The following is a 26,909-nucleotide window of genomic DNA, read 5'->3' on the forward strand; positions in this document are numbered from 1 at the left end:
CCCCGGTGGACGCCCTGCTGCACGCCCTGTCCGTCACGGGCGCCATGACCTGGGACATCACCTGGGCACTGATCCTGGGCTTCGCGCTGTCCGCGGTCGTCCAGGCCGTGGCCCGCACGCAGGGCGTCGCCGGCCTGCTCGGCGACGACCGGCCGCGGACCCTGGTGATCGCGGCGGGCCTGGGCGCGGCATCCTCGTCCTGCTCGTACGCCGCCGTCGCCCTCGCCCGCTCGCTCTTCCGCAAGGGGGCGAGCTTCACGGCGGCGATGGCGTTCGAGATCGCCTCCACCAACCTCGTCGTCGAACTCGGCGTCCTGCTGGCCCTGCTCATGGGCTGGCAGTTCACGGTGGCGGAGTTCGTCGGCGGACCGGTGATGATCGTCGTGCTGGCGCTGCTCTTCCGGCGGCTGCTCCGGCCCGACCTGCTGCGCGAGGCCCGCGCCCAGGCCGACCGCGGGCTCGCCGGGTCGATGGAGGGGCACGCCGCGATGGACATGTCCGTGCGCCGCGAGGGCCCGTTCCTGCGGCGCCTGGTGTCGCCCGAGGGCTTCACGGCCACGTCGCACGTCTTCGTGATGGAGTGGGCGGCGATCCTGCGCGACCTCGTGATCGGCCTGTTCGTCGCCGGCGCCGTCGCCGCCTGGGTGCCGGACTCCTTCTGGCAGGCGTTCTTCTTCGAGGGGCATCCCCTCGCGGCGAAGCTGTGGGGCCCGCTGGTCGGGCCGCTCGTCGCCATCGCCTCGTTCGTCTGCTCGGTCGGCAACGTGCCCCTCGCGGTGGTGCTGTGGACCGGGGGCATCAGCTTCGGCGGAGTGGTGTCGTTCGTCTTCGCCGACCTGCTGATCCTGCCGATCCTGAACATCTACCGGAAGTACTACGGCCGCCGCACGGCCCTGCTGCTCCTCGGCACCTTCTACGTCGCCATGGCCGTCGCCGGCTACGTCGTCGAGGTCATCTTCGGCGCGCTCGGCCTGGTTCCCGACCGGTCGGACGCCCGCGTCCCGAGCGGCGGCGTGCACTGGGACCACACGACGTGGCTGAACCTCGTCTTCCTCGCGCTCGCCGCCGTCCTGCTGCTCCGCTTCCTCACCACGGGCGGTCGCCGCATGCTCCGCATGATGGGCGGCCCGCCGGCGTCCGCGCACTGAGGCGCCGGGGCGGTGGCGGCCAACGGGCCGGCCACGTACACGGCCAGGTTCAAGACCGCCGGCGTCCACACGGTCACCGCCGCGTACAACGGGAACGCCAACTGCCACGCCTCCAACGACGAGGGGACGGTCACCGTGACCGGGACCCCGTACTGCCCCTGGGGGACCGACCCGTGCCGGGACGACCACGCCCACCAGCCGGGCTCGCAGAACTGCCCGCCCCGCACCTCGACCGCGGTGATCGACCAGCCGGTCGACTCGCGGGACGAGTGCCGGGACCGGTGAATCCCGGCTGAGGGCGGCCGTCCCCGCTCACCGCCCGCCGTCCCCCGTGCCGGGGCTCCGGCGGCCTGTGGTCTCATGGGCGGTGTGAGCAGCGCCGCCGAAGAGACCAACCGCCGGATGCTCCGGGCACGGGACGCGATGGACCGCTCCTACGCGCAGCCGCTGGACGTGCCGGCGCTGGCGCGGATCGCGCATGTGTCGGCGGCGCACTTCACGCGCACCTTCCGGGCCACCTTCGGAGAGACCCCGCACCGCTACCTGCAGCGCCGCCGCGTGGAGCGGGCGATGTTCCTGCTGCGGGAGAGCGACCGCAGCGTGACGGACATCTGCTTCGAGGTCGGCTTCGGCAGCCCGGGGACGTTCAGCCGTACCTTCCGCGACATCGTGGGCACGTCACCGCGGGCGTACCGCAAGCAGGCGACGGCGGTGGACGTGCCGACGTGCTTCGCGAAGGCGTGGCTGCGGCCGCGTGCCTGACCGGCGGCCGGGTCGGCCGGGCACGCCGGGGCGACTGAGCAGTTTTGGATAAGTTTCCCGGCCGCCCGGCGACTAGCGTGATGCACATGTTCAACGCCATCACGCACTCGCAGATCTACGTCCTCGACCAGGACGAGGCCCTCGACTTCTACGTCGGCAAGCTCGGCCTGGAGGTGAACGCGGACGTCGACCTGGGCTTCATGCGCTGGCTCACGGTGAACGTCCCCGGTCACCCCGAGCGCCAGATCCTGCTGGAGAAGCCGGGCCCGCCGGCGCTGTCCGAGGAGACCGCCCAGCAGGTCCGCGAGCTGCTCACCAAGGGCGCCACGGGCGGCCACCTGATCTTCACCACCGACGACTGCCGCAAGACGTACGAGACGCTCCGGGACCTCGGCGTGGAGTTCACCGAGGAGCCGACCGAGCGCCCGTACGGCATCGACTGCGGCCTGCGCGACCCCTTCGGCAACAGCATCCGCTTCACCCAGCCGAAGGCCTGACCCGCCGCGGGCGCGCGGGGCGGCGGCGATCCGTCCCAACCGACCGCCCCTCCCGGACGTCTGTATCGCACGTCCCCATGCCCGGAGGACCCGTGCCGCCGGCACGCGGCCTCCGGGCGTGCGATCGACGTCCCGAGGAGCAGCAGGCATGCCGTCGCATCACGTACCCCGTTCCGCCCGTCTCCACCGGCCGCTCCTGGCGGCCGCCCTCGTCGCCGCGGCCGTGCTCGTCACGGCGCCGGAGGCGTCGGCCGCCGGGCCCGTCCCGGCCGTCCCGTCCCTCCCGCCGGCCACGTCCGCCGTGGCCGCCCACGACCAGGCGGTCACCGGGGCCGAGCAGAAGGCGGTCCTCGACCACTGGACGCCGGAGCGGATCGCGGCGCTGACCCAGCCGTCGTCCGGCAACCCGCCCAAGGCGGGCCCCGACGGCGCCCCGTGGACAGGGCGGAACGCGCTCGCCCGCACGGTGGGCCGGCTGTTCTTCACCGACCACGGCGAGGACGCCAGTTGCACCGCGACCGTCGTCGACAGCCCCAACGGCAGCACCCTGGTCACCGCGGGGCACTGCGTGAACAACACCGACCTCATCGGTGAGGACAACCAGTGGACGCGGAACGTGCTCTTCGTGCCGGGCTACCGCGACGGGCGGGCGCCCTACGGGAAGTTCACCGGCCGGCTGGGGGTCGTCGCCCCGACCTGGCTGGCCAACGACCAGCAGCACGGTGAGGTGTACGGCGCCTACGACCAGGCGTTCGTGGTCCTCAACACGGACGCGCGGGGCCGGACCGTGCAGGAGGCGGCCGGCGCGGCGCAGCGGATCGGCTTCGACCGGCCGGGCGACCGTACGGCCCACCAGTTCGGCTACCCCCGCTCGGCCTCGGACCCGGATCGCGAGGGCCTGCCCGAGTACACCGGCGAGCGGCTCGCCTACTGCACCGGGCGGCCCGAACAGGTCGTCGGCACGCCCGAGTTCCCCGCGGCCGAGGGGCTGTGGGGCACCGAGTGCGTCATGGGCGGCGGCTCCAGCGGAGGCCCGCGGATAGCGGGCCTCGACCCGGAGTCGGGCGTGGGCACCGTCGTCGGCGACAACTCCGAGGGCAGCAGGCTCGACGCCGGGGGCAACGCCTGCGACCCCTGGGACCCGGCCCCGGGCTGCACCCGCCACCTCGTCGGTCCGCAGTTCACCTCCGCCGTCACCAAGCCGCTCTACGAGCGGGCCCGGCGCGCGTTGCGCTGACCGCGCGGCACGGACCCGCCCGGCACAGCCCCGGCACCTCCCGGCCCACGGCCGGGAGGTGCCGTTCGCGCCCTTCGTCCAACGGCGCCCGGAACCGGCGTCGTTGCCGCCGGAACCGGTGCCGGCCGGGGCCTCTCCCCGGGGCCGGGAGGGCGTTAGTCTGTGCCATCTCATTGCACGGGCCATCGAGAACGGGGGGCGTGGTGCCGGGGTTCGTGTTGCTGCGTCTGCGCGCGCACCGTCTGCTGCTGGGCGCCGCCGTGCTCTCGGTACTGCTCACCACGTGCGCGGTCGCGGCGCTCGCCGCCTTCAGCTCGGCCGTGGGGGACGCGGGTCTGCGCCGCGCGCTGCAGGAGCAGTCGGCCGCGCGGACGCTGGTCGAGATCACGGCCGACGTCGACGGCAAGGACCCGGGCGCGGCGGACGAGGCCGTGCGCGCGACCGTCAACGGCGCCTACGACGGCCTGCCGGTCTCCGTCACCGGGGTCACCCGCTCCGGCCCGTACGGGCTGCCGACGGCGCTGCGGCCCACCGGTGCCCCGCGCACCGTCGACCCGGACCTGGCGGTGCTGTCGACCCTGGACCGGGCCCGGGTGACCATGACCGAGGGCGCGTTCCCCGGTCCGCCGGCGGACGGCGGCCCGGTCCCGGTCGCGCTGCCCGAGGCGGCCGCCGCGGTGCTGAAGGTGCGCACCGGGCAGGTGGTCACCCTGGCCGACCGGCTGCACCGCGGAACGCTGCGGGTCCGCGTGACCGGGACATACCGGCCGGTCGACCGGTATGCCCTGTACTGGCGGCTCGACCCGCTGGACGGCCGCGGCGTGCGCACGCTCTCGTTCACCACCTACGGGCCCCTGCTCACCGACCCCGCGGCCTTCGGCGCCGGCGGTGTCCCGGCGGTCGAGATGGCGTGGCAGACGCACGGGGACTTCGGTGCGATGACCACGGCCCGCGCCGACGACGTCAGCGCGAGCGTCCAGCGGACGGTGCAGCGGCTGGACGCCCTGGAGGCCGCGAACTCCCTGGTGGCCAAGAGCGAACTCCCCGAACTGCTGGTGGAGTTGCGGGGCACCCTGCTGGTGAGCCGGTCGACCCTGCTGATCAGTGTGCTGCAGCTGATGCTGCTGGCCGCGCTGTCGCTGCTGCTGGTTGCCGGGCTGCTCGCGGAGGAACGTTCCGGCGAGACCGCGCAGTTGCGGGCCCGCGGCGGTTCGCGCGCCCAGATGACGGGGCTCGCCGCGGCGGAGGCCGTGCTGCTGACCGTACCGGCCGCGGTGCTGGCCCCGCTGCTGTCCGGCCGGCTGGTCCGGCTGCTCGCCGGTCACGGGGCGCTCGCCCGGGCGGGGGTCCGGCTGGACCCCTCCGCGGCGACGGCCTGGTGGGTGGCGGCGCTCACCTCGCTCGCCTGCGCCCTCGCCGTCGTCGGCCCCGTACTGCGGCACGCGGGGACGTACGCGCAGGAGCACTCGGAGCGGCGCCGCCGGCGGGCGCTGCCCGCCGCCGCGCAGGCCGGGGCGGACGCGGGTCTGGTGCTGGTGGCAGGCCTTGCCTTCTGGCAGTTGTCCCGTCGCGAGGCGGGCAGCGGGGCCTTGAGCACGGACACCTCGGGACGGCTCGGGCTGGACCCGGTCCTCGTGGGGGCGCCCGCGCTGTGCCTGCTGGCGGGCGCGGTGCTGGCGCTGCGGTTGCTGCCGCTGGCGGCGCGGCTCGGCGAGCGCCGCGCGGCGAGGGCCCGCGGGCTGCCGGCGTCCCTGGTGGGCTGGCAGCTCTCGCGCCGTCCGGGACGCGGGGCGGGCCCCGCCCTGCTGCTGGTCTTCGCCGTGTCGATCAGCATGTTCGCGATCGGGGAGAACAGCACCTGGACCCGGTCGCAGGCCGACCAGGCGGACTTCGCCGTCGGCGCCGACCTGCGCGTGTCCGGTTCCGCGACGCCCGCGTTCGGGCAGGGCGGCGGCTACGACGGCGTACCCGGCGTCGCGGCCGTCACCCCGGCCGTCCGCGACACCGTGTCCCTCCCCCGCGACCGCGACGCGACCGTCGTGGCGGTCGACACCACTGCCGCCGCCCGGGTCCTGCGCCTGCGCGACGACCTGTCCGCCGAGCCGGTGGCCGACCTCATGCGGCCCCTGCGCGCGGACGGCGGCCCCGCCGCCCGCGGCGCCGGGTTCGTCCTGCCCGACGGCACGGACCGGCTCCGCCTGACGGTCCGTCTGCGTGCCGTGGGGACCGGGGACCGCCCCCTGGCCGGCACCGTGACCGACCGGCTGTCCGTGACACTGACCGACCGCTACGGCGTCCCCTACACCCTCCCCCTGGGCGAGGTCGCGGCCGACGGCCGGGAGCACGCGCTGGAGGCCGACTTCGCGTCCGCGACGGGCCGGGTACGCGGCGCGGGACCGGCCGGGCCACTGCGCGTGACGGGCCTCGGCGCCGAGTACCTGGTGCCGCGGCGGAACGAGCGGCACGTCCTGACCGTCACCGGCGTAGGCGCGGTGACCGCCGGCGGCGTGCACGAGGTGCCCTCCCCCACCGCCACGGCTTGGTCGGCCCGTACCCGGATCGACAACCCGGACTTCCCCGAGGGCCCCGGCCTCGGCTACCGCCCCGCGGACGCCGGCACCCCGCGCTCCGCCGCCGGCAGCCCGCTGACCGTCCGTTACGACACCGGCGAGGAGCCCTTCCAGAAGGACACCCCGGGCGGCGCCGACACGGCCTCCCTCACCCTGCGCGCCGGACCCCGGCCGCCCGCGGTGCTGCCCGCCGTCGTCACCGACGCCTTCCTGACCGCGGTCGACGCGAAGCCCGGCAGCACCGTCCCGGTCGAACTGGGCGGCACACGCCTGTCCCTGCGCATCACGGCGTCGGTCCACGCGCTGCCCACCACGGGACGGGACGGCTCCGCGGGCACCGGCGGCGGCGCCGTGTTGCTGGACCTGGCGAGCCTCGACCGCGCGCTCGTCTTCCAGGAGCAGCGGGCGCTGGAGCCCACCGAGTGGTGGCTCGCCGCGGGCCCCGGCGGCGCGCCCCGGGTCGCCTCGGCGCTGCGGGCCCGGGGGGACGCCGCCACGATCGTGGTCCGTGACGAGGCGCGGGCGGAGCTGCGGCGCGACCCGCTGGGCGCGGGCCCGCTGTCGGCCCTGCCGGCGGCGGTGGTGGCGGCCGCGGTGCTGGCCGCGGTGGGGTTCGCGGTGGCCGCCGCGGGCGCCGTACGGGAACGCTCGGAGGAGTTCGCGGTGCTGCGGGCGCTGGGGGCGCCGCGGAGGTCGCTGGCCCGGGTCATCGCCGCGGAGCAGGGGCTGCTGGTGCTCACGGCGGTGGCGGTGGGGGCGTTGCTCGGCGGGGTGCTGACCCGCTCGATCGTGCCGTTGATCGTGCTGACGGCGCGTGCGGACAGCCCCGTGCCCGCGGTGCGGGTGGAGTTGCCGGCCGTGCCGCTGCTGGAACTGCTGGCGGCGGTGGCGGTGCTGCCGCTGCTGGCGGTGGCGGTGGCGGCGTTGCGCACGGCCGATCCGGTCCGCGCGCTGCGCCGGCAGGGAGGGGAGTGAGATGTCCGAGGTGCCCTCGGCCCGGCCGGGCTCGTGGACCGGTGCCCGCCTGCGCGCCGCGCCCGGTGGCGCGCTGGCACTGGCCGCCCTGGTGCTGGTGACCGCGTTCCTCGCGGCGGCGCTGCCGCGTACCGTCGAGGCGTACGAGGACGCCGCGCTCCGGGACACGCTGCGGCGGGCCTCCCTGAGCGACCGCAGCGTCACCGCCACCTTGGACGTGTCGTTCTCCGGCGAACGCGTCGGGAACGGCTCGCCGTTCCAGGCGAGCGCGCTCGCCAGGACGGAGGACACCTTCCGTACCGTGGTGCGGCCGCCGCTGGTGCTGGACACCGAGCAGACCGTGTACGGGGTGCGCAACGCGGTGGCGGCGGCCGCGACCGACCCCGGCCTGCCGCGTCCGACCGGGAACCGCGATCCGCGGGCGACGCTCGTCTCGCAGCCGGGTCTCGCCGCCCGCTCCCGGCTCGTCGCGGGCCGCATGCCCGCGGCCGGCTCCGGTGAGCGCGAGGTCGAGGCGGTGCTCACGGCCCGGACCGCGAAGGTGATGGGGTTGCGCGCGGGTTCCGCCGTGCACCTGCTGGACACGACCGGGGCCGGGCTGACCGTGCGGATCACCGGGATCGTCGAACCCCGCTCCCCCGGCGAGGCCTTCTGGAACGCCGAGCCCGACCTGCTCTCCCCGACCCTGGTGAGCGTTCCCGGGCCGCCCGGCGAGGACCCCGAGCACTACTGGCACTTCACCGCGCTGATCGGCCAGGACGCGGCCGGCGTGGTCCTCGACCTGCCCGAGGGCGCCCGGCTGTACTGGCACCACCCCGCCGACGTCGGCGCCCTCTCCGCCCGCGACGTGCCCGCGCTGCGCGACCGGCTGGCGTCGTTGTCGGGAGGGCCCGACTCCACCCGGCTGCGCCTGCTGACGGGCAGTCGCTCCATCACCGTGGACGAGGAGGGACTCGCCGAACTGCTGGGCCCGTTCGAGCGGCAGCGGACGGCGGCCAGGCCCCTGGTGCTGATCGCGGCGGTGGGCGTGGGCGCGGTGGCGGGCATCGTGCTGCTGATGGCGGGCGGGCTGTCGGCGACCCGTCGCCGTACCGAACTGCGGCTGCTGCGGGCCCGCGGCAGCAGCCTGACGGGCCTGTGCGCACGGCTGCTGGCCGAGAGCGCGGTCGTGGCGGTCCCGTGCTCGGCGGCCGGGGTGCTGCTCGCGCTGCTGCTGGTGCCGGCCGGACGCCCGGCGGCCTCCGTGCTCGCGGGGGCGCTGGTCGTGGCCGTCACGGTGCCGGCGCTGCCGCTGCGGGCGGTGGCGCTCGTCCGCCGGCTGGGCCCGGAACGGCGCGACGACCTCGTGCGGGTCCGGCCCTCGCGACGCCGTACGGTGGCGGAGCTGACGGTGGCGGTCGTGGTGATCGGCGCGGTCGTGGCGCTGCGGCGCCGGGGCACGGCCGACGGCGGCGCCGACCTCCTGACGGCCGCCGCACCGGTGCTGGTCGCGGTCGTCGGGGCGCTCGTCCTGCTGCGGCTCTACCCGCTGCCGCTGCGGCTGCTGTCGCGCCCCGCGGCCCGGCTGCGGGGCACAGTGCTGTACCTGGGTCTGGCCCGGGCCGGCCGTACGCCCTCCGCCACGGCGCTGCCCCTGGTGGCGGTGCTGGTGGCGCTGGCCGTGACGTCGTTCGGCGGCTCGGTCCTCACCGGCGTCGAGAGCGGCCGCGACCGCGCCGCCACGCGCGCGGTCGGCGGCGACGCGCGGCTCGAATCCCTCACCACCCTCCCGGACGGGCTCGACGCACGGGTCGGGCGGGTGCCGGGCGTGCTCGGCACCTCGCCCGTGCGGATCGAGACGGGACTGTCGACTACGCCCGCCGGGACCCCGTACGACCTGGTGATCGTGGATCCGGCGCGTTACGCCGCGCTGGTGTCGGCCACGGGGATCGGCGCTCCCTTCGCCGCCGCACGCCTGGAGGGCGACGGCAGGGGCCCGCTCCCCGCGATCGTCTCCCCGGGCCTCGCGGGGGAGTTCGGCACGACGACCGCGACCGTGCAGGCCTCCGCCGGGGCGACGCCGGTACGCACGGTCGCCGTGCGCGACGTGACACCCGCCGTCCTCGGGGGCGACTTCGTGATCGTCTCCGCCGCCGGAGTGGCCCGTACGCACCCCGAGACCGCCCACTCCCCCGTCCAGGCCCCCACCGCGCTCTACGTCACCGGCCCGCGGGTGGACGGCCGGGCGCTGGAGGCCGTCGCACGCACCGCCGCGACGGACCTGACGGCGGTCCTGCGTTCCGAGGAGCGCGCCTCGTTCACCTCCTCCGCGCTCCAGAGCGGCGCCCGGCGCGTCTATCTGGCCGCCGTGGCCGCGGGCGCCGGTTACAGCGCGCTGGCCCTGCTGCTGTCCCTGATGGTGCACACCCCGCAGCGCAAGGCGCTGCTCGCCCGGCTGCGGACGATGGGCATGACGAGCGGTCAGCGGCAGTGGCTGGCCGTCCTGGAGACGCTGCCGCAGGTCCTGCTCGGCGCCCTCGGCGGCATCCTGGTCAGCCTGGCCACGGTCCCGCTGCTGCGGCAGGGGGTGGATCTGACCGCCCTGGCCTTCTCCGCCGCCAAGCCGGTCAGCGGTGTCTCCGGGACGGTGCTGCGCACGGACCCGCTCTCGCTGCTGCTGCCGTCGGCCGCGCTGGTCGTCCTGGCCTGCGCGGTGCTCGCGGGCCAGGCGTGGCTGACCGGACGGCGGGGCGAGGGAACCGAACTGCGGATGGGGGAAAGGGAATGAGCCAGGACACACCGGTGCCGGCGGAGCCCGGCACCACGACGCTCGCGGAGCTGGAACGGCGCGTCGCCGAGAGCCGGGAGGAGCCCGCCTACGGGCACGACGCCCTGATCGTCTGCGACCGGCTGGTGCGGATCTTCACCGCCCAGGGCGTGGAGGTCCAGGCGCTCCAGGGGCTCGACCTGCTCGTCGCCGAGGGCGAACTGATGGCGCTGGTCGGTGCGTCGGGCAGCGGCAAGTCCACCCTGCTCAACATCCTGGCCGGGCTCGACACCCCCACCGCCGGGGCCGCCCGGGTCGCCGGACACGACCTGCTCACCATGAACGCCGCCTCCCGCCTGCGCTACCAGCGGAGCACGGTCGGTTTCGTCTGGCAGCAGACCGCGCGCAACCTGCTGCCCTACCTCACCGCCCTGCAGAACGTCGTCCTGCCGATGCGGCTGAGCGGCCTCGCGGGCCGCCGCCGCGACCGCCACGCCCGCGCCGCCGAACTCCTCGGCATGATGGGCGTGGGCCACTGCGCCGACCGCCGCCCCCAGCAGATGTCCGGCGGTGAGCAGCAGCGCACCGCCATCGCCGTCGCCCTGGCCAACCACCCCTCGCTGGTACTGGCCGACGAGCCCACCGGACAGCTCGACTCCGCCACCGGCGAACAGGTCTTCGGCGCCTTCCGCACCGCCAACGAGCAACTCGGCACGACCATCGTCGTCGTCACCCACGACCAGGCCGTCGCCACCGCCGTCGACCGCACCGTCGCCATCCGCGACGGCCGCACCGCCTCCGAGGTCGTCCGCCGGACCAGCACCGACGACCAGGGCCGCACCACCGTCCACGCCAGCGAGTACGCCACCGTCGACCGCTCCGGCCGCCTCCAACTCCCCCGCGACTTCACCCACGCCCTCGACATCCGCAACCGCGTCATGCTCGAACTCGAACCCGACCACATCGCCGTCCGCCCCGACCTCCCCGCCGACAACGCCGGGGGGGCGCCGGACCACCAGGGTCCGCGACCTGCCGGGTAGCGGGGCCGGCGAGGGTCGTTGTCGAGAGAACGCGCGAGCTCGCCCGCTTCGTGGACGGCCGCGCACTTCCGAGGCCCATGAACGCCGGCCGGATGCGCGGGACTCCGAGGCCATGGCCGCCGTCGTCGCGCAGCGCACCCTCCGGCGCATGGGCGAGCCCGCCGACGTCGGCGACGTCGGCGACGTCGTCGTCCATCTCGCCTCCCACGACGCCCGGTGGATCACGGGCCAGATCATCGACGCCACCGGCGGCGAGCGCCTGTAAGCGGCACCCCTCCGGGGACACGGCGGGATCCGAGTCGCCGCACAGTCGGCACCTGACGAGAGCCCGGCAGGCGGGCCGGGCTCTCGTCGGGCGCGGTGACTTCGGGCCGGGCGGGGGCCGGTTCCGGCGCCGCGTTCCGGGTTGCCGCCGTACGACGTGACGCCCTCGCCGATGCCGCTGCCGCACAGCGGCAGGCCCGCGTCGTGCGCCGCACGGAGAACCCGCCCGCCCAGGAGCACGATCCTTCTTCTCCCGGTCGTACGGGCGTCCCTGACGACCACTCGGCAGGCGACACCCCCGGTCCCGGACGGCCTCCGGCGCGGACGGACCAACGACTCTGACGTGAAGCCCGACTCATGTCAATATGTATTCCTAATTTAGGAGAAACCCGGAACGCGGCGTGCCCAAAACCTTGACAGGCTCTTCCCGGCGGGTGCATGTTCGGCAACGTTGTCATCGCGATGGCAACGTTGTCATCGCCATGATGCCAGGCCGTCTCGTCATTGAACATCCCTGAACGGAGCCGCTGTTCATGCCGGATATGTCCGCCCTGCCCTCTCGTCGCGCCGTACTCTCCACCGGCTCCACCCTCCTCGCGGGGTTCGGGCTCGGCATGGCCTTCCCCGCCGCCGCCGGCGCGCACGCGCGGCCCTCGGACCCGGCCGGGTCCCGGGGCGAACTCGCCGCGTACCGCCCGGTCACCGTGTCCTCCACCGACTACGCCCCCACACCGGCCGAGTTCGCCGTCGACGGCCTCGACCGGGTCGGCGTCCGCGGCTCCGGATGGCGGGCCGCCGACGGCGACCCCCAGTGGATAGCCGTCGACCTCGAGGCCCTGTGCGAGGTCGAGTCGGTCCGCCTCACCTTCGAGGCGACGGCCGACGACCCGCCGTTCACCCCCGGGACCGGGGGCAACCCCCGCGACAACACCACCGGGCAGGAGGTCCTGTCGAGTTGCGCGGTCGCCTTCGTCATCGAGACCTCCCGCGACGGGAAGTCGTGGACGGTCGTGCACCGCACCGACGACGGCAAGGGCGGGGTCGTGGAGATCGCCCTCGCGAAGCCCGTGACCGCCCGCTGGGTGCGGATGACCGTCACCAAGCGCTCCAACGCCAACCCGCTGGGCCTCAACGGCCTCCAGGTGTACGGCACCCCGCGCGGCAGGCGCCCCGAGGCCACCGGCTGGACGGACTGGGGCACCCACCACCGCACGCCCCCGGCCCTGGAGGTCGCCGACGACGGCACCGTCCCGCTGGAGTCCGGCTGGGACCTGACGATGGACGACTGGGCGGGCGGCACCGCCGCCGAGCTGTCGGCGCCCTCCGTGGACACCAGCGCCTGGCTGCCGGCCGTCGTGCCCGGGACCGTGCTGTCCTCGCTCGTGGCCGAGGGGCACCTGCCCGACCCGGTCGCCGGCTTCGCCAACCTGCACGTCCCCGAGGCGCTCTCCCGTCACTCCTGGTGGTACCGCCGCGAGTTCCGCCTGCCCAAGGGCCTGCGCACCGGGGCCGGACGCCGCGTCTGGCTGGAGTTCGACGGGGTCAACCACGAGGCCGAGGTCTGGCTCAACGGCAAGCAGGCCGGCACCCTCACCTTCCCCTTCGCCCGCGCCGCCTACGACGTGACCGCGCTGCTCGCCGCCGAGGGCCCGCAGGCCCTCGCGGTGCGGATCAGCCCCATGCCGCTCCCCGGCAGCCCCGGCGACAAGGGCCCGGCCGGGCTCGCCTTCGTCGACGCCGGCGCGAACATGATGAACCGCAACTCGCCGACCTACCTGGCCTCCTCCGGCTGGGACTGGATGCCCGCCGTGCGCGACCGGGCCGCCGGCATCTGGAACCACGTACGCCTGCGCTCCACCGGCGACGCCGTCCTCGGCGACGCCCGCGTCGACACCGTCCTGCCGGACCTGCCCGGCACCGGCACGGCCGAGGTCACCGTCGTCGTCCCGGTCCGCAACGCCGCCGCGGACGCCAGGTCGGTGACCGTCACCGCCGCGTTCGGCGACGTACGCGTGCAGCGCACGGTCACCGTGCCCGGGGGCGGCAGCGCCGACGTCGTCTTCGACCCGGCCTCCGACCCGAAGCTGCGCGTGCGGAACCCGAAGCTGTGGTGGCCCAACGGCTACGGCGAGCCGGAGCTGCACCGGCTCACCCTCACCGCCTCCGTGGCCGGGCAGGAGAGCGACCGGCGCACCACGCGCTTCGGCATGCGCCAGTTCGGCTACGAGTACGACGTGCCGCTGACGTTCCAGTCCGGCTCCAACGCCTACGCCCAGACGGTGACGTTCACCCGCCGGACCGCCCGCTACGTGCGCGTCCTGTGCCGCACCCGGGCCACCGACTGGGGCTCGTCGATGTGGGGCCTGTCGGTCGCCGACAGCATGGTGCCCGACCTCGACCTGGCCCTGCACAAGGACGCCACCGCCTCCTCCACCGACGACCCGAACAACCGTCCCGGCAACGTCACGGACGGGGACCCGGGCACCCGCTGGTCCTCGAAGTTCGAGGACGACCAGTGGATCCGGGTCGACCTCGGCTCCGCGGTCTCCTTCGACCGCGTCGTCGTGACCTGGGAACAGGCCTACGCCGAGACGTACACCGTCCAGGTCTCCGACAACGGCGACGACTGGACCGACGCCGCGTCCGTGGACAACGCCGCCGTCCCGCTGCCCTTCCAGACCTCGGGCTCGGCGAGCCTGCAGGACGTGGAGTTCGCCGCGACCACCGCCCGCTACCTGCGGATCCTGTGCCACACGCGCGCCACCAGCTGGGGTGCGTCGATGTGGGGCCTGTCGGTCGTCGACAGCGCCACGCCCGGCACCGACCTGGCGCTGCGCAAGGACGCCACCGCCTCGTCCTCCGAGGGCGACGGCAGCGGGCCGGGCAACGCGGTCGACGGCAAGCCGGGCACCCGCTGGTCCTCGAAGTACGAGGACGAGCAGTGGATCCGGGTCGACCTGGGCTTTCCGGTCCGGTTCGACCGGGTCGTCATCACCTGGGAGCAGGCGTACGCGAAGACCTACACCGTCCAGGTCTCCGACAACGGCGACGACTGGACCGACGTGAAGTCCGTCGACAACTCCACCGTCCCGCTCAAGATCAGCGTCAACGGCGTGCGCGTCTTCGCCCGCGGCGGCAACTGGGGCTGGGACGAGCTGCTGCGCCGCATGCCGGCGGAGCGCATGGACGCGGCCGTGCGCATGCACCGCGACATGAACTTCACGATGATCCGCAACTGGGTCGGCAGCAGCAACCGTGAGGAGTTCTACGCCAGTTGCGACGAGCACGGCATCCTGGTGTGGAACGACTTCCCCAACGCCTGGGGGATGGACCCGCCGAACCGCCAGGCCTTCCTCGACCTGGCGCGGGACACCGTGCGGCGCTACCGAATCCACCCCAGCGTCGTCGTGTGGTGCGGCGCCAACGAGGGCAACCCCCCGGGACCGGTGGACGACGGGATGCGCTCCGCGGTGCGCGCCGAGGCGCCCGGCCTGCTCTACCAGAACAACTCCGCGGGCGGCATCGTCTCGGGCGGCGGCCCCTACGGCTGGGTGGAGCCCGAGCGGTACTACTCCGCGTCCACGTACGGCAGCGGCAGCTTCGGGTTCCACACCGAGATCGGCATGCCCGTCGTGTCGACCGCCGAGACCATGCGGCGCATGGCGGGCGAAGAGCCCGAGTGGCCGGTCGGCGGTGTCTGGTACCACCACGACTGGAGCACCCGCGGCAACCAGGCCCCGCAGAACTACCGCGCGGCCATCGAGGGCCGGCTCGGTGCGGCGGAGGACCTCGACGACTTCGCCCGCAAGGCGCAGTTCGTCAACTACGAGAACTTCCGCGCCATGTTCGAGGCCTGGAACGGCCGGCTGTGGGAGGACGCCTCCGGCCTGATGCTGTGGATGTCGCACCCCGCCTGGTACAGCACGGTGTGGCAGACGTACGACTACGACTTCGACGTCAACGGCGCCTACTACGGCGTCCGCAAGGCCTCCGAGCCCGTCCACGTGCAGGCCGACCCGGTCAGCGGGAAGGTCGTGGCGGTCAACCACACGCCGCGGGCCCTGAAGGGCGCGACGGTCACCGCCCGTCTGCTCGACCTGTCCGGCCGTCCGCTGTCCGCGGAGCGGCGCGGCACGCTGGACGTGGCGGCGTCCGAGAAGGCCGAGGCGTTCACCGTGGCCTGGACGGACGACCTGCCGGACTTCCACCTGCTGCGGCTGCGGCTGGCGGACCGGCACGGCGAGGTGCTGTCGGAGAACGTCTACTGGCGGTACCGCAAGCCCGAGCACATGCAGGCGCTCAACAAGGCCGCGCGGACCCGGGTCTCCGCCGACGTCACGGACACCGACCTGTCGGGCGACCGCCACGGGCTGACCGCGCGGGTGAGCAACCGGGGATCCTCGGTCGCCGCACTGGTCCGGCTCTCCCTGCTGGACTCCCGCAGCGGCGACCGGGTCCTGCCGACGCTGTACAGCGACAACTACCTGTGGCTACTGCCCGGTGAGAGCCGTACGGTCACGCTGTCCTGGCCGGCCGGGGCCCTGTCGTCGAAGCGGCCGAAGCTGCGGGTCGACGGCTACAACGTGCCCGCGGTCACCGCGCAGCCGTAGCCGCTCGCGCCGCCGTGGCGGCCACCTTCCGGGTGGCCGCCACGGCGGTACCGCGCGCCGGGAACCCGTCCCACATCGCGCACGTCTGACAGGAGGTGACGACTTCTCCAGCCCTGATGCGCCCGGCGCGGTTCGGCGACCTGGCGGCCATCGTGGACGTGCACACGCAAGCACGTGCCGCGTACTACCAGGCGGGCGGCCTGCCCGGATCAGAGATCGACAGCCCCGACGGGTGGGCACGCCGCCGCGCGTCCTGGGCGCACGCCATCCAGTCGAGCGCGACGACGGTGCTGTGCGCCGTCGAGGACACCGAGGTGGTCGGCGTGGTGGCCATGGGACCGCCCAAGGAGGGCGCGCAGGCCGCGCCGGCCTGCGGTGAGCTGCACCGGATCCATGTGCGCCCGGACCGCTGGGGCCGCGGCGTCGGGGGGCAGCTGCACGCCGAGTTCGTGCGCTTCCTGCGCGATTCCTCCCTGAAGACGGGGCTGCTGGACGCCTGGGAGCGCAACAGCCGCGCCCTCGCGTTCTACACCCGTCAGGGCTGGGTCCCGGAGGGCGGCCGCCGCCCGGGCCCGGGTGGCGTCGACTTCCTGCGGCTCCGGCTCGACCTGCGCGGCCGCGTCGCCGCCGCGGCGTCCTCGGAGGGCACCGTGCCGCTGGTCTGACCTGCGGCGCGTGGCATCGTGTGCGGCGTGCTGATCAAGGGCTATGACCACGGACCCCTGACGGCCGGTGAGCCGCTGACGGACCGGCCCGGCTTCTGGACGAACCACCTCCTGGGTTGGTGCGAGGCCGGGCCGGACGGCGGACGCCCCGAGCCGGAGTGGTTCGGGGACGACGGGGCGGACGCCGACGCCCTGACCGAGGTGCTGCACGACGAGCGTGCCTGGCCGGTGTTCCGGGTGCCGTTCGGGGACGGGCACTGCGCCGTCGTGGTGTACCGGAACCTCGACGGTGACCCCGGGCTCGACTTCCTGCTCACCCATCCCGGCTGGGCCCGCGCCGAGGAACTGTCCTCGTACGACGGCGACTGGTACGGCAGCGGTCCGAACTGGCGCGAACTGGCCCACGTCGCCGCTGACGTGCCGCGGTCCGGGGCGGTCCCGGGCGTGCTCGATCCCGCCGCCCGGCTGCTGCTCCTGCTGCCCTTCCTCGTCGACGGTGACCGGCACGTGGCGGAGGCGGGGCCGGGGATCGCGGACGCGCTCGTCGGCGTCGGGGCTCCGGAGGGGACCGCGGCGCTCGCGGCCGGGTGCCTGGTGCGCGGGCTGCGGCCCGACGTCTGGCACGACCCGGCGTGGGGTTCGCCGCTCAGCGGTCGCGACGCGCCCCCGCCGGTGGACACCGCGTTGCGGGAGTCCCCGCTGCTGCGGAACGCCGGTGTCACCGTCACCCAGTGGGAGCGGCTCGCCCGCGCCCTCGGTGGGCACGGGGAGTCCACGGGGGTCAGGGCGTGCCGGACTTGGTCCATTCCGCCACGGTGACGACGTCGGCCTGCCGCGGGAACACCTTCTCCGTGAGCACGCGGTGCACCTCGGGGTCGGCGTCCAGGCATGCGTCGGACAGGACGGTGAGGCCGTAGTCCAGGTCGGCGGCCTGGCGCAGGGTGGAGAGGACGACGCCGCTGGTGGCGATCCCGGTCAGCACCAGGCTGTCGACGCCGCCCGCCCGCAGGACCATGTCGAGGTCGCTGCCCGCGAACGCGCTGACGCGCTTCTTGGTGACGACGACGTCGCCGGGCGCCGGCGCGACGTCGGGGTGGATCTCCGCACCCGGGTCACCCGCGGCGAAGCCGCCGCCGCGGGCGAGCACGCCGAACGTCCTGTTGCGGGGGCTGACCTCCGGGTGCCCGGCCCGGAAGCCGATGACGACGTAGAGGACGGGGACGTCCGCGGCGCGCGCGGCGTCGATCGCCTCACGCACCCGGGGCAGGTAGCCGTCGTCGCCGGTGAAGCGGTCCGTGATGGCCCGCTGGACGTCCATCACGAGGAGCGCGCTGTGCGCCATTCTTGCTGTCCTTTGCTGGTGCCGTTCGGGTCGTCACCGCGACCGCTGCCCGCGGCGGTGTCGCGGCGGCCGCGCAGCGCCGAGGCGAGCGCGGCGATCAGGGCCATGACGGTGGCCGCGCCGAAGACGGTGACGAGTCCGTGGTGGAAGGGGCCGGAGACGAGGGTGGGGAAGAAGCCCGTGCCGGTGAGGATCCGCACCTGGTGCTCGGGCAGGGTGGCCAGCACCCCGCTGGGCCCGAGCAGGTGGCCGATGGGGTTGTCGCCGAGGAACGTGGCGAACAGGGTGCTGACCGGCGGCAGTCCGGAGACGTGTTCCGCGGTCCCGGCGGGCACGCCGTTCGCCCGCAGCCCGTTCTCCAGCGTCTGCGGCAGGGAGCCGGCCAGTCCGGCGATCATCAGCGAGAAGCACAGGCCGATGGAGAGCGCGGTCCCGGAGTTCTGGAAGGTGGAGCGCATGCCGGAGGCGACTCCGCGCTGTTCGGGTGCGACGCTGCCCATGATCGCGGAGGTGTTGGGCGCCGAGAACATGCCCTGGCCGATGCCGCTGACCAGCAGCATCGCCGCGAAGGCGGGGTACGGGAAGTCGACCGGGAGGGCGAGCAGGCCGACGAACGAGGCCGCCACGAGGACGAGTCCGGTGGTGGAGAACAGTCGGGCGCCGAAGCGGTCCGACAGGTACCCGGACAGCGGTCCCGCCACCAGGAAGCCGACGGTCAGCGGCAGCATGAAGATGCCCGCCCACAGCGGCGTCTGCTCGAAGTCGTAGCCGCGCAGCGGCAGCCAGATGCCCTGCAGCCAGATGATGAGGGTGAACTGCAGTCCGCCGCGGGCGATCGCGGTGAGCAGTGCCGCCAGGTTGCCGGCGGCGAACGCCCTGATGCGGAACAGGCCGAGCTGGAACATCGGTTCCGCGACCCGGGTCTCGGCGAGGCAGAACACGACGAGCAGCAGCACACCCGCCGCCAGGCCGCCCAGCACCCAGGGGTTGGTCCAGCCCGTGGGGTGGCCGCCGTAGGGCTGGATGCCGTACGTGATGGCCGCGAGCAGCCCGCCGGCCCCCGCGGTGAAGGTGAGGTTGCCCACCCAGTCGATGCGCCCGGGTTTGCGCGCGCCGGTCTCCCGGAGGCTGCGGTACGACCAGAAGGTGCCGACGACGCCGATGGGCACGCTGATCCAGAACACGGCGCGCCAGTCGATGGTGGCCAGCAGCCCGCCCGCGATCAGCCCGAGGAACTGGCCGGCGAGCGCGGTGATCTGGTTGATGCCCAGCGCCATGCCGCGCTGCCGGGCGGGGAAGGCGTCGGTGAGGATGGCCGCCGAGTTCGCGGTCAGCATCGACCCGCCGACGGCCTGCACGATCCGGAAGCCGATCAGCCACAGGGCGCCGCCCCCGCCCCGCAGCGGGTCGAGGGAGAGCGCGAGCGAGGCCGCGGCGAAGATCGCGAAGCCCATGTTGTACATCCGGACCCGGCCGAACATGTCGCCGAGGCGGCCGAGCACGACCACGAGCACGGCGGAGACCAGCAGGTAACCGAGGATCATCCAGAGCAGGTAGCCGATGTTGCCGGGGGCGAGCGGGTCGAGGCCGATGCCGCGGAAGATGGCGGGCAGCGAGATGATCACGATCGAGGCGTCGATGGTCGCGATGAGCACGCCGAGCGTCGTGTTCGACAGCGCCACCCACTTGTAGCGGCCGCCGTCGTCGGCCGGGGTGGCGGTCACAGTTCCTCCGCCAGCCGGTCGAGCAGCGGCAGCGCGTCGACGAGTTGCCGCCGTTCCTCGGCGGTGAACCGCCCGTCCAGCACGGCGGCCAGCCGCCGCACCGACTCCGAGCGCCGGTCCGCGAGCACCTTCCGCCCCGCCCCGGTCACCGTCATCACGACGCGCCTCCTGTCGTGGGCGTCGGGGCTGCGGCTCACCAGCCCGCGTTCCTCCAGCCCGGCCAGCGTCGTCGCCATCGCCTGCGGTCGCACCCGCTCCAACTCGGCCAGCGACCCGGGAGAGTCCGGGCCGTCCCGGTCCAGCCGCGCGATCACCGACACCTCCGACAGGGTGACGTCCCCCACGGCGTGCGCCTGCCGCAGCCGCCGCGCGATCCGCCCCACGCTCAGCCGCAACGCGGCCCCGACCTCGGTCGGGTCACCGGCTTCGAGTGCCTTCGCATCCATATGTAGTAACAGTAGGTTGATCAACCTGATGTAACTGTCCAGAGCCGGTCAAGACCAGGCCAAGAGCACGACGCCGGCGCCGTCGGACGACGTGGGGCGGACCCCCGGTTGCGGGATGCACACAGGCAGCGCATAAGGTTAGGCTCGCCTAATACTTCAAAGGTGAACCACGTACAGGAGTCCCCACATGTCTCTTCGGCGCCGCGGTACAGCCGCCGTCGCTGTCGTCATCGCCGCCGCGCTGTCCCTCGCGGCCTGCGGCGGGTCCAGCAGCAACGGGAAGGAGGGCAGCGCAGCCGCCTCCGCCACCGCCGGGTCCAAGGACTCCAAGTCCGTCGCGCAGGGCGGCGAGGACTTCGGGGACGCCGCGGAGAAGACCGCCGCCCTGGGCACCACCGCCAAGCCGGGCGAGTGGCCGCGCACCGTCACGCACGCCATGGGCAGCACCGTCCTCAAGGCCCAGCCGAAGCGCGTGGTCGTCCTCGACGTGGGCGAGCTCGATAACGTTGTCTCCCTCGGCGTCAAGCCGGTCGGCCTCGCGCCCACCGAGGGCTCGCCCGAACTGCCGTCCTACCTCGAGGGCGAGGCCGGCAAGCCGGCGAACATCGGCACCATCAACAGCCTCAACCTCGAGGCGATCGCCGCCCTCAAGCCGGACCTGATCCTCGGCAGCCAGCTGCGCGCCGCGGACTCCTACGACGAGCTGTCGCAGATCGCGCCGACCGTCTTCTCCATCCGCCCCGGCTTCACGTGGAAGGAGAACTACCTCCTCAACGCGGCCGCGCTGGACAAGACCGCGCAGGCCAAGGCGAACCTGGCCGCGTACGCGAAGAAGGCGCAGGCCCTCGGCACCAAGCTGGGCGCCGACAAGCCGAGCGTGTCGATGGTGCGCTACATGCCGGAGGGCAAGATCCGCCTCTACGCGAACGACTCCTTCATCGGCACGATCCTGAAGGACGTCGGCATCCCGCGGCCGAAGAACCAGGACATCGAGGACCTGGCCGCCGAGATCAGCGCCGAGAACATCGACCAGGCCGACGCCGACTACATCTTCACCGGCGTGTACGGCGACCCCAAGGCCACCGACAAGTCCAAGGCCCAGGGCAACCCGCTGTGGAAGAACCTGGAGGCGGTCAAGGACGGGCACGCCTTCGACGTCCCGGACGAGACCTGGTACCTCGGGCTCGGGGTCACCGCGGCCAACGCGGTCCTGGACGACCTGGAGAAGCACCTCACGGCGTGAGCCGGTGAGGCCGAGCAAGCCGAACGCCGGGCGCCGGCGGGCCGACGAGCCCGCCGGCGCCCGGCGCCCGTACGACACCCGACCCGGAAAGAGAGAGTGAGCGCGGCGCATGGCGCGACCGACCCGTCGCCGTACCGCCTGGCTGGCGGGGTGCGTGGCGATGCTGCTGATCGCCGTCCTGCTGAGCCTGGCCGTCGGCAGCCGTCAGATCGCCCCCGGCGAGGTGGTCCAGGCCCTGCTGCACGGCGGCACCAGTGACGACGCCCAGGTGGTGCGGGCGCTGCGGGTGCCGCGCACCGTCATCGGCGTACTGGCCGGCGCCGCCCTCGCCGTCGCCGGGACCGTGATGCAGGGCATCACCCGCAACCCCATCGCCGAACCCGGCATCCTGGGCGTCAGCCAGGGCGCGTCCGTCGGGGTGGTGTGCGCGATCGCGTTCCTCGGCGTGCACACGCTCACCGGGTACGTCTGGTTCGCCTTCGTGGGCGCGGCGGTCGCCGCCGTCGCCGTCTACGCCGTCGCCGCGGGCGGCTACCGCGGCGCCTCCCCCGTGAAGCTCGCGCTGGCCGGCGCCGCGATGAACGCCTTCCTCGCCTCCGTGGTCTCCGGGATCGTCACCACCGACGCCCACGCCCTGGACGAGTTCCGCTTCTGGCAGGTCGGCTCGATCAGCGGCCGCGGCAGCGATGTCATCGGCCAGATCTGGCCGTTCGTGGCGGCCGGACTGCTGCTGGTCGCGCTGATGGCGCGGGGCCTGGACGCGCTCGCGCTCGGCGACGACGCGGCCAAGGGCCTCGGCCACAACGTGGCGCTGCTCCGCGTCCTGGGAGCCGTGGGGGCGACCGTGCTGACCGGCGCCGCCGTCGCGGCCGTGGGTCCGATCGCCTTCACCGGCCTGGCCGTTCCGCACATCGCCCGGGCCCTGGTCGGTGCGGCGCACCGCTGGGTGCTGCCGGTGGCCGCCCTCCTCGGACCGGTGATGATCCTCGCCTCCGACGTGCTCGGCCGTATCGTCTTCCCGCCCTCGGAGGTGCCGGTGGCCGTCATGACCGCCCTGCTCGGCGTGCCGTTCCTCATCGCGCTGGTACGGCGCCGGACGGTGGTCGCCGCATGAGCCGCACGAGCCGCACGAACGGTGTGGACGGTCCGGGCCCCACGGACGCCACGAGCGCCACGAAGACCGCGCGGGCCGTCGGACCGGCCGTCCCCTCGCCCGCCCCCTCCGCGGTCGCCGCCGCGGTCGCCGCCCGGTCCGTGCGCCCCGCGGGGCACACCGTGCTGCGCCGCGGGCGCGGCAGCTTCCTCGTCCACCGCAGGGCCGTCCTCGTCTCCGGCGTGCTCGCCGTGCTGCTGGCGGCGGCCGTCGTGGTCTACCTCTGCGTGGGCGAGTCCTTCGTCTCCCCGGTGGAGGTCGTCAACGTCCTCCTCGGCCGGCCCAGCCCCGACCAGCTCGTGGTCGGCACGTTGCGGCTGCCGCGGCTGGTCGTGGGCCTGCTCGCCGGGCTCGCCTTCGGCGTCGCGGGGGCGCTCGTCCAGACGGTCGCGCGCAACCCGCTGGCCAGCCCCGACGTCATCGGCGTGACGCACGGCGCGGGCGCGGCGACGGTCGCCGCGATGAGCTTCGGCCTCGCCTCGCACACCGCGCTCCCGTACGTGTCGATCGCCGGCGGCCTGGCGGCCTCGCTGCTGGTCTACGTCTTCGCCTGGCGCCGCGGGCTGCACGCGTCGCGCTTCGTCCTCGTCGGGATCGGCGTCTCGGTGGCCCTTGGCTCCCTGACGCAACTCTTCCTCACCAAGGGCGACTTCCTCGTCGCGCAGCAGGCCAAGGTCTGGCTGACCGGCTCGCTCAACAGCCGCGGCTACGACCAGGCCGCTCCCCTGGCGACGGTGCTGCTCCTGGCGGTCCCCGCGGTGCTGTGGGCGGCCAGGGCCCAGCGCGGGGCGTCCTTCGACGACGACACCGCCGTGGCCCTCGGCATCCGCCTGGACCGGGTACGGCTCGGCCTGACCGCGCTCGGCATCGTCCTGGCCTCCGTGGCGACGGGTGCCACCGGACCGGTCGACTTCGTGGCCCTGCTGGCCCCGCAGATCGCCCGGCGGCTGACCCGTACCGCGCAGATCCCGCTGCTGTCCTCGGCGCTGACCGGGGCGCTCGTGGTCGTCGTCGCCGACCTGCTGGCCCGGCGCCTGTTCTCCCCCGTCGAACTCCCCGTCGGCGTCCTCACCGCAGCCGTGGGCGCCCCGTACCTGATGTGGCTGATCGCCCGCACCCGCAGCCGTTCCGGAGGCACCACCCCATGAGCCGTACCAGCCGACTCACCGCCCGCGGGCTGACCCTGGCGTACGAGGACCGCACCGTCGTCGACGGCCTGGACCTGGAGATCCCGGACGGCCGGGTCACCGTCATCGTCGGCCCCAACGCCTGCGGCAAATCCACGCTGCTGCGCGCGCTCGGCCGGCTGCTCAAGCCGCGCTCCGGCACGGTCCTGCTGGACGGCGCCGAACTCGCCCGCATCCCCGGCCGGCAGATCGCCCGCACCGTCGGCGTGCTGCCGCAGAGCCCCACGCCGCCGGACGGCATCACCGTCGCCGACCTCGTGGCGCGCGGGCGCCAGCCGCACCAGAAGTGGTGGCAGCAGTGGTCCGAGGGCGACGAACGCGCCGTCGCGGAGGCGCTGGAGCACACCGGCACCGCCGACCTCGCGGACCGGCCGGTGGACGAGCTGTCCGGCGGACAGCGCCAGCGCGTGTGGATCGCCATGGCCCTCGCGCAGGAGACCGACCTGCTCCTGCTGGACGAGCCGACCACCTACCTCGACATCGCCCACCAGGTGGAGGTGCTGGACCTGGTCCGCCGCCTCAACCACGGGCGCGGCCGCACGGTCGTCGCCGTGCTCCACGACCTCAACCAGGCCGCACGCTACGCCGACCACCTGATCGCCATGAAGGCCGGCCGCGTCGTCGCCGAGGGCCCGCCCCGCGACATCGTCACGGCCGAGCTCGTCCACGAGGTCTTCGGCCTCACGTCCGTCATCGTCCCCGACCCGGTCACCGGCAGCCCCCTCGTCGTCCCCGGGGTCCCCTGGCAGCCCGCGGCCGCCGACTGACACCCTCCCCCGTCATACTGCTTGGCGGAGGCCGCCGGCCTCCGCCAAGCTGACCGGATGACCGCACCGACCGGCCCCGTGATCCTCTTCGACGACGACTTCCACATGTACGTCCTGGCGGACGTCGCCCGTGCCGAGGCTTACTGGGAGCTGCCGGAGGAGTACACCTGCGGATTCGACGCGCGGGCGCGCCCCCTGGGCATGACGGGCGAGCCCTACCGCGTCACCCTCGAACTCACCGGCGCCGCGCCGGACGAGCCGGAACTGCGCCGCCTCGTCGCCGACCACTACCGGCGCTTCCTCCCCCGCGCCGAAGCCCCGCGGGCCGCCGGCCTCGCGGAGTTCGTGGCGTCGCTCCCCCTCGACGGGAGCTGACGCGGCACGAGGAGCCGATGCCGCGTCCGTGCGGACGCGATGCTCAGCGGCCGCCGATCTCGGCGCATCGGAGGTAGCGCACCACGAGCTCGACGTCGTCCTCGTAATGAAGGATCCGCAGTTCATCGCCGTCGTGCGTCCGGTAGTCCAGCACCTGCATGCCGGGCCGGCGACTGCTGCTCGTCACGGCGCGTCCACCGACCGGCAGCGGCACGGGGCGCCTCACCGGGCGTGCGAACAGCGCACCGTCCTCGCCACCGCTGAGCTTTCCGTACACGAAGGCCCGTCGGCCCAGACCGCGCCGCCACGACACCCGGCAGGGCACCGCGACCGCCACCCCCGCCTGGGACCGGGCCGCCCGCCCGTTCGACCGCCGTGCATGAACCGCCCTGGTCACGCCACCCGTGAGTACCGCGATCACAGCCAGAGCGATGAATTCCAGCATGACAACCATTCCCCCACACAGAGCGCCATTCCCACCGAGTCCCGGAAACGGGTCTGCGAGCATTGGATCATGAGCGGAAGTCATCTGAGCGTCAAGGACCTTGTGGTCGACTGCGTGGATCCGGAGCGGCTGGCGGCGTTCTGGGGTGAGCTCCTGGGGCGCCCGGTCGTCGCGCGGATCGGGCCGTACGTGTGGCTCGCGCGGGGCGAGGGGCCGGGCCTGGGCTTCCAGCGGACGGAGCGGCCCACCGCCGGGAAGAACCGCGTCCACTTCGACGTGGCCGCCGCGGATCCGGGGGCGCAGCGGGCGCGGATCGAGGCACTGGGCGGGCGGGTGCTCCAGGAGTACGCGGAGGGCGGGTTCCTGGTCATGGCCGACCCCGAGGGGAACGAGTTCTGCGTCGTCCCCGAGGGGCCGTTCGAGCTCGACGACGACGGGCGGGCGAGCTACCTGCGCGGCGGCGGCTGATCGGGGACGACGCCGCGCGCCCTGCGGCGCGTGACCTCCGGCGGGCGCGCCGAAGGGCCGCGGGAGCGGGCCGCGTTCTCAGGCCGTGCCGGGCGGCGCGGCGGCGAGGAGCGCACGCAGCGGTTCCCGCTCGGTGGGGAGCCCCGCGGACCGCAGCCAGGAGACGCGGTTGGCTATGGTGCCCCAGCAGTCGTCCTGGGCGACCAGGGCCCGCAGGAAGGCGCTCTGGGCCTCCGTCAGCGGCCGGCCGTGTGTGCGGGGGGCCGGGAAGGCGCAGGCGAGCAGCGGGCCCCACTCGCGGTCGACGGTGTACTGGCTGCACATCGGGGCCAGCGCGAGCGCCGCCGGGAGGACCTCGTCGAAGTCCCGGGCACGGTCGAGCAGTCCGCGGAGCAGGGTGAAGCGGAACCAGCCGTCGAACTGGGGCAGCGGCTCGGCGAACCACGCGTCGGCGGCAGCGGGGTCGGACAGCGCGTCGAGCAGGGCCGGCACGGCGCCGGGGCCGGTGGTGCCCAGGGCGGCGCAGGCACGCACCGCCGGGTCGGGGTCCGCCAGGAAGCCACCGGTGTCGTGGCCCCAGGCGCTCAGCGTCATGAGCGCGCCCGCCCGTTCGCGGCGTTCGCCGCCGCCCCGGGCGACCCGCTCCAGGCGCTCGGCCGCCACCGGTACGCGGTCGGCGAGTTCGGGCGCCCTGAGCAGATGCGTCACCGCGCCGAGGGCGGCCTCCACGACGGTGGCGTCCGTGTCGTCCAGCCAGGGCGCGACCGCGTCGAACAGCCGCGGCCGGACGGCACGGCAGGCTTCGACCGCCGCGATCTCCTCGGCCCACTCCTCGTCGTACGCGGCCTCGTCGTCGACGGCCTCCTCGTCCTCGTACGCCGCGGACTCGGCGAGTTCGCCGAGCCATTCCAGGAGCGCCGCACGCAGCGGCCGCACGCGGTCGTCCCAGGGGAACCAGCTCTCGTGGGCGGCGAGCGTGCGGGGGTCGCCGAGGATGCCCGCGACGAAGAGCGCGGCCGGCGGCGTGGCGGAGTACAACGACCCCTGGTGCAGGACGGACATCTCCAGCCGGCCGAGCGACTCCGCCTGCACCTCCGGGTCGTCGTGCAGGAGGCCGAGCAGGTCGTCCGGGGTGCCGTCGGCGGGCCCATAGGCGTGGGCGAGGGCGGCCCAGTCCGTCTCCGTCAACAGGGCGGCGGGGTCGGGCAGGGCGGCGGTGGCGTCGTTCGAGGACATGGCGGCAGT

General features: G+C 74.3%; 23 protein-coding genes. 18 read left to right on the top strand and 5 right to left on the bottom strand.

The annotated features are described in order from the left end of the window. The first annotated feature begins 5 nt into the window (after positions 1-5). From ACZ7MY_RS26665 to ACZ7MY_RS26720, 12 genes are all read left to right on the top strand, one after another. Positions 6-1,148: a permease gene (locus tag ACZ7MY_RS26665; protein ID WP_499605610.1), complete on the top strand. Its 1,143-nt coding sequence runs from the start codon at positions 6-8 to the stop codon at positions 1,146-1,148. Between the two features lie 12 nt (positions 1,149-1,160). Continuing rightward, complete coding sequence (locus tag ACZ7MY_RS26670) at positions 1,161-1,433, top strand: Ig-like domain-containing protein (protein WP_499605474.1); 273 nt, start codon at positions 1,161-1,163, stop codon at positions 1,431-1,433. Positions 1,434-1,508: 75 nt separating this feature from the next. Then, the gene (locus tag ACZ7MY_RS26675; protein ID WP_499605476.1) at positions 1,509-1,910 is read left to right on the top strand and encodes a helix-turn-helix domain-containing protein; all 402 of its coding nucleotides are present in this window, start codon (positions 1,509-1,511) and stop codon (positions 1,908-1,910) included. 86 nt (positions 1,911-1,996) lie between these two features. Next, complete coding sequence (locus ACZ7MY_RS26680) at positions 1,997-2,407, top strand: VOC family protein (protein ID WP_499605478.1); 411 nt, start codon at positions 1,997-1,999, stop codon at positions 2,405-2,407. Between the two features lie 148 nt (positions 2,408-2,555). Continuing rightward, positions 2,556-3,644, top strand: a complete 1,089-nt coding sequence (locus tag ACZ7MY_RS26685; protein ID WP_499605479.1) for a trypsin-like serine peptidase — start codon at positions 2,556-2,558, stop codon at positions 3,642-3,644. Positions 3,645-3,859: 215 nt separating this feature from the next. Then, positions 3,860-7,189 carry an ABC transporter permease gene (locus ACZ7MY_RS26690; RefSeq protein ID WP_499605480.1) on the top strand — a complete coding sequence of 1,110 codons (3,330 nt, stop codon included), beginning with the start codon at positions 3,860-3,862 and terminating at the stop codon, positions 7,187-7,189. A gap of 1 nt (position 7,190) precedes the next feature. Further along, positions 7,191-9,956, top strand: a complete 2,766-nt coding sequence (locus ACZ7MY_RS26695) for an FtsX-like permease family protein (protein ID WP_499605482.1) — start codon at positions 7,191-7,193, stop codon at positions 9,954-9,956. Further along, on the top strand, positions 9,953-10,975 hold the full coding sequence (locus tag ACZ7MY_RS26700) for an ATP-binding cassette domain-containing protein (RefSeq protein WP_499605483.1): 1,023 nt from the start codon (positions 9,953-9,955) through the stop codon (positions 10,973-10,975). Before ACZ7MY_RS26695 ends, ACZ7MY_RS26700 begins: the two co-directional genes overlap by 4 nt. A gap of 112 nt (positions 10,976-11,087) precedes the next feature. After that, on the top strand, positions 11,088-11,240 hold the full coding sequence (locus tag ACZ7MY_RS26705) for a hypothetical protein (RefSeq protein WP_499605485.1): 153 nt from the start codon (positions 11,088-11,090) through the stop codon (positions 11,238-11,240). A 532-nt stretch (positions 11,241-11,772) separates the two neighbouring features. Further along, positions 11,773-15,849 carry a discoidin domain-containing protein gene (locus ACZ7MY_RS26710; RefSeq protein WP_499605487.1) on the top strand — a complete coding sequence of 1,359 codons (4,077 nt, stop codon included), beginning with the start codon at positions 11,773-11,775 and terminating at the stop codon, positions 15,847-15,849. Between the two features lie 95 nt (positions 15,850-15,944). Continuing rightward, positions 15,945-16,514 carry a GNAT family N-acetyltransferase gene (locus ACZ7MY_RS26715; RefSeq protein WP_499605489.1) on the top strand — a complete coding sequence of 190 codons (570 nt, stop codon included), beginning with the start codon at positions 15,945-15,947 and terminating at the stop codon, positions 16,512-16,514. 27 nt (positions 16,515-16,541) lie between these two features. Continuing rightward, positions 16,542-17,333 carry a hypothetical protein gene (locus tag ACZ7MY_RS26720; protein WP_499605491.1) on the top strand — a complete coding sequence of 264 codons (792 nt, stop codon included), beginning with the start codon at positions 16,542-16,544 and terminating at the stop codon, positions 17,331-17,333. Here ACZ7MY_RS26720 and ACZ7MY_RS26725 read toward each other — a convergent pair. The 3 genes from ACZ7MY_RS26725 to ACZ7MY_RS26735 are packed head-to-tail and all read right to left on the bottom strand — an operon-like array spanning position 17,296 to position 20,026. Beyond that, positions 17,296-17,856, bottom strand: coding sequence for a cysteine hydrolase family protein (locus ACZ7MY_RS26725; protein WP_499605492.1), 561 nt, complete (start codon positions 17,854-17,856; stop codon positions 17,296-17,298). The genes ACZ7MY_RS26720 and ACZ7MY_RS26725 overlap by 38 nt on opposite strands. Next, positions 17,832-19,580, bottom strand: a complete 1,749-nt coding sequence (locus ACZ7MY_RS26730; protein WP_499605494.1) for an MFS transporter — start codon at positions 19,578-19,580, stop codon at positions 17,832-17,834. The genes ACZ7MY_RS26725 and ACZ7MY_RS26730 overlap by 25 nt, the downstream gene beginning before the upstream one ends. Then, the gene (locus ACZ7MY_RS26735) at positions 19,577-20,026 is read right to left on the bottom strand and encodes a MarR family winged helix-turn-helix transcriptional regulator (protein ID WP_499605496.1); all 450 of its coding nucleotides are present in this window, start codon (positions 20,024-20,026) and stop codon (positions 19,577-19,579) included. Before ACZ7MY_RS26735 ends, ACZ7MY_RS26730 begins: the two co-directional genes overlap by 4 nt. Positions 20,027-20,213: 187 nt before the next feature. Here ACZ7MY_RS26735 and ACZ7MY_RS26740 point away from each other — a divergent pair, with 187 nt between their 5' ends. The 5 genes from ACZ7MY_RS26740 (at position 20,214) to ACZ7MY_RS26760 (ending at position 24,751) form a co-directional block, all read left to right on the top strand. Continuing rightward, a complete protein-coding gene (locus ACZ7MY_RS26740; protein ID WP_499605498.1) occupies positions 20,214-21,269 on the top strand; it encodes an ABC transporter substrate-binding protein in 1,056 nt (351 codons plus the stop codon). Positions 21,270-21,378: 109 nt separating this feature from the next. Next, a complete protein-coding gene (locus ACZ7MY_RS26745) occupies positions 21,379-22,383 on the top strand; it encodes a FecCD family ABC transporter permease (protein ID WP_499605500.1) in 1,005 nt (334 codons plus the stop codon). Next, positions 22,380-23,570 carry a FecCD family ABC transporter permease gene (locus tag ACZ7MY_RS26750; protein ID WP_499605502.1) on the top strand — a complete coding sequence of 397 codons (1,191 nt, stop codon included), beginning with the start codon at positions 22,380-22,382 and terminating at the stop codon, positions 23,568-23,570. The genes ACZ7MY_RS26745 and ACZ7MY_RS26750 overlap by 4 nt, the downstream gene beginning before the upstream one ends. Next, positions 23,567-24,376, top strand: coding sequence for an ABC transporter ATP-binding protein (locus ACZ7MY_RS26755; protein ID WP_499605504.1), 810 nt, complete (start codon positions 23,567-23,569; stop codon positions 24,374-24,376). Before ACZ7MY_RS26750 ends, ACZ7MY_RS26755 begins: the two co-directional genes overlap by 4 nt. Before the next feature lie 57 nt (positions 24,377-24,433). Further along, a complete protein-coding gene (locus ACZ7MY_RS26760; protein WP_499605505.1) occupies positions 24,434-24,751 on the top strand; it encodes a hypothetical protein in 318 nt (105 codons plus the stop codon). Between the two features lie 43 nt (positions 24,752-24,794). Here ACZ7MY_RS26760 and ACZ7MY_RS26765 read toward each other — a convergent pair whose 3' ends face one another. Next, positions 24,795-24,938 carry a hypothetical protein gene (locus ACZ7MY_RS26765; RefSeq protein ID WP_499605506.1) on the bottom strand — a complete coding sequence of 48 codons (144 nt, stop codon included), beginning with the start codon at positions 24,936-24,938 and terminating at the stop codon, positions 24,795-24,797. 327 nt (positions 24,939-25,265) lie between these two features. On the opposite strand from ACZ7MY_RS26765, the gene ACZ7MY_RS26770 reads away from it, so the two are divergent. Next, positions 25,266-25,664 carry a VOC family protein gene (locus ACZ7MY_RS26770; protein ID WP_499605507.1) on the top strand — a complete coding sequence of 133 codons (399 nt, stop codon included), beginning with the start codon at positions 25,266-25,268 and terminating at the stop codon, positions 25,662-25,664. A 78-nt stretch (positions 25,665-25,742) separates the two neighbouring features. Here ACZ7MY_RS26770 and ACZ7MY_RS26775 read toward each other — a convergent pair whose 3' ends face one another. Further along, on the bottom strand, positions 25,743-26,900 hold the full coding sequence (locus ACZ7MY_RS26775) for a HEAT repeat domain-containing protein (RefSeq protein WP_499605509.1): 1,158 nt from the start codon (positions 26,898-26,900) through the stop codon (positions 25,743-25,745). Between the last annotated feature and the right edge of the window lie 9 nt (positions 26,901-26,909).

The organism is Streptomyces sp. NPDC111520 (genome assembly GCF_055635295.1).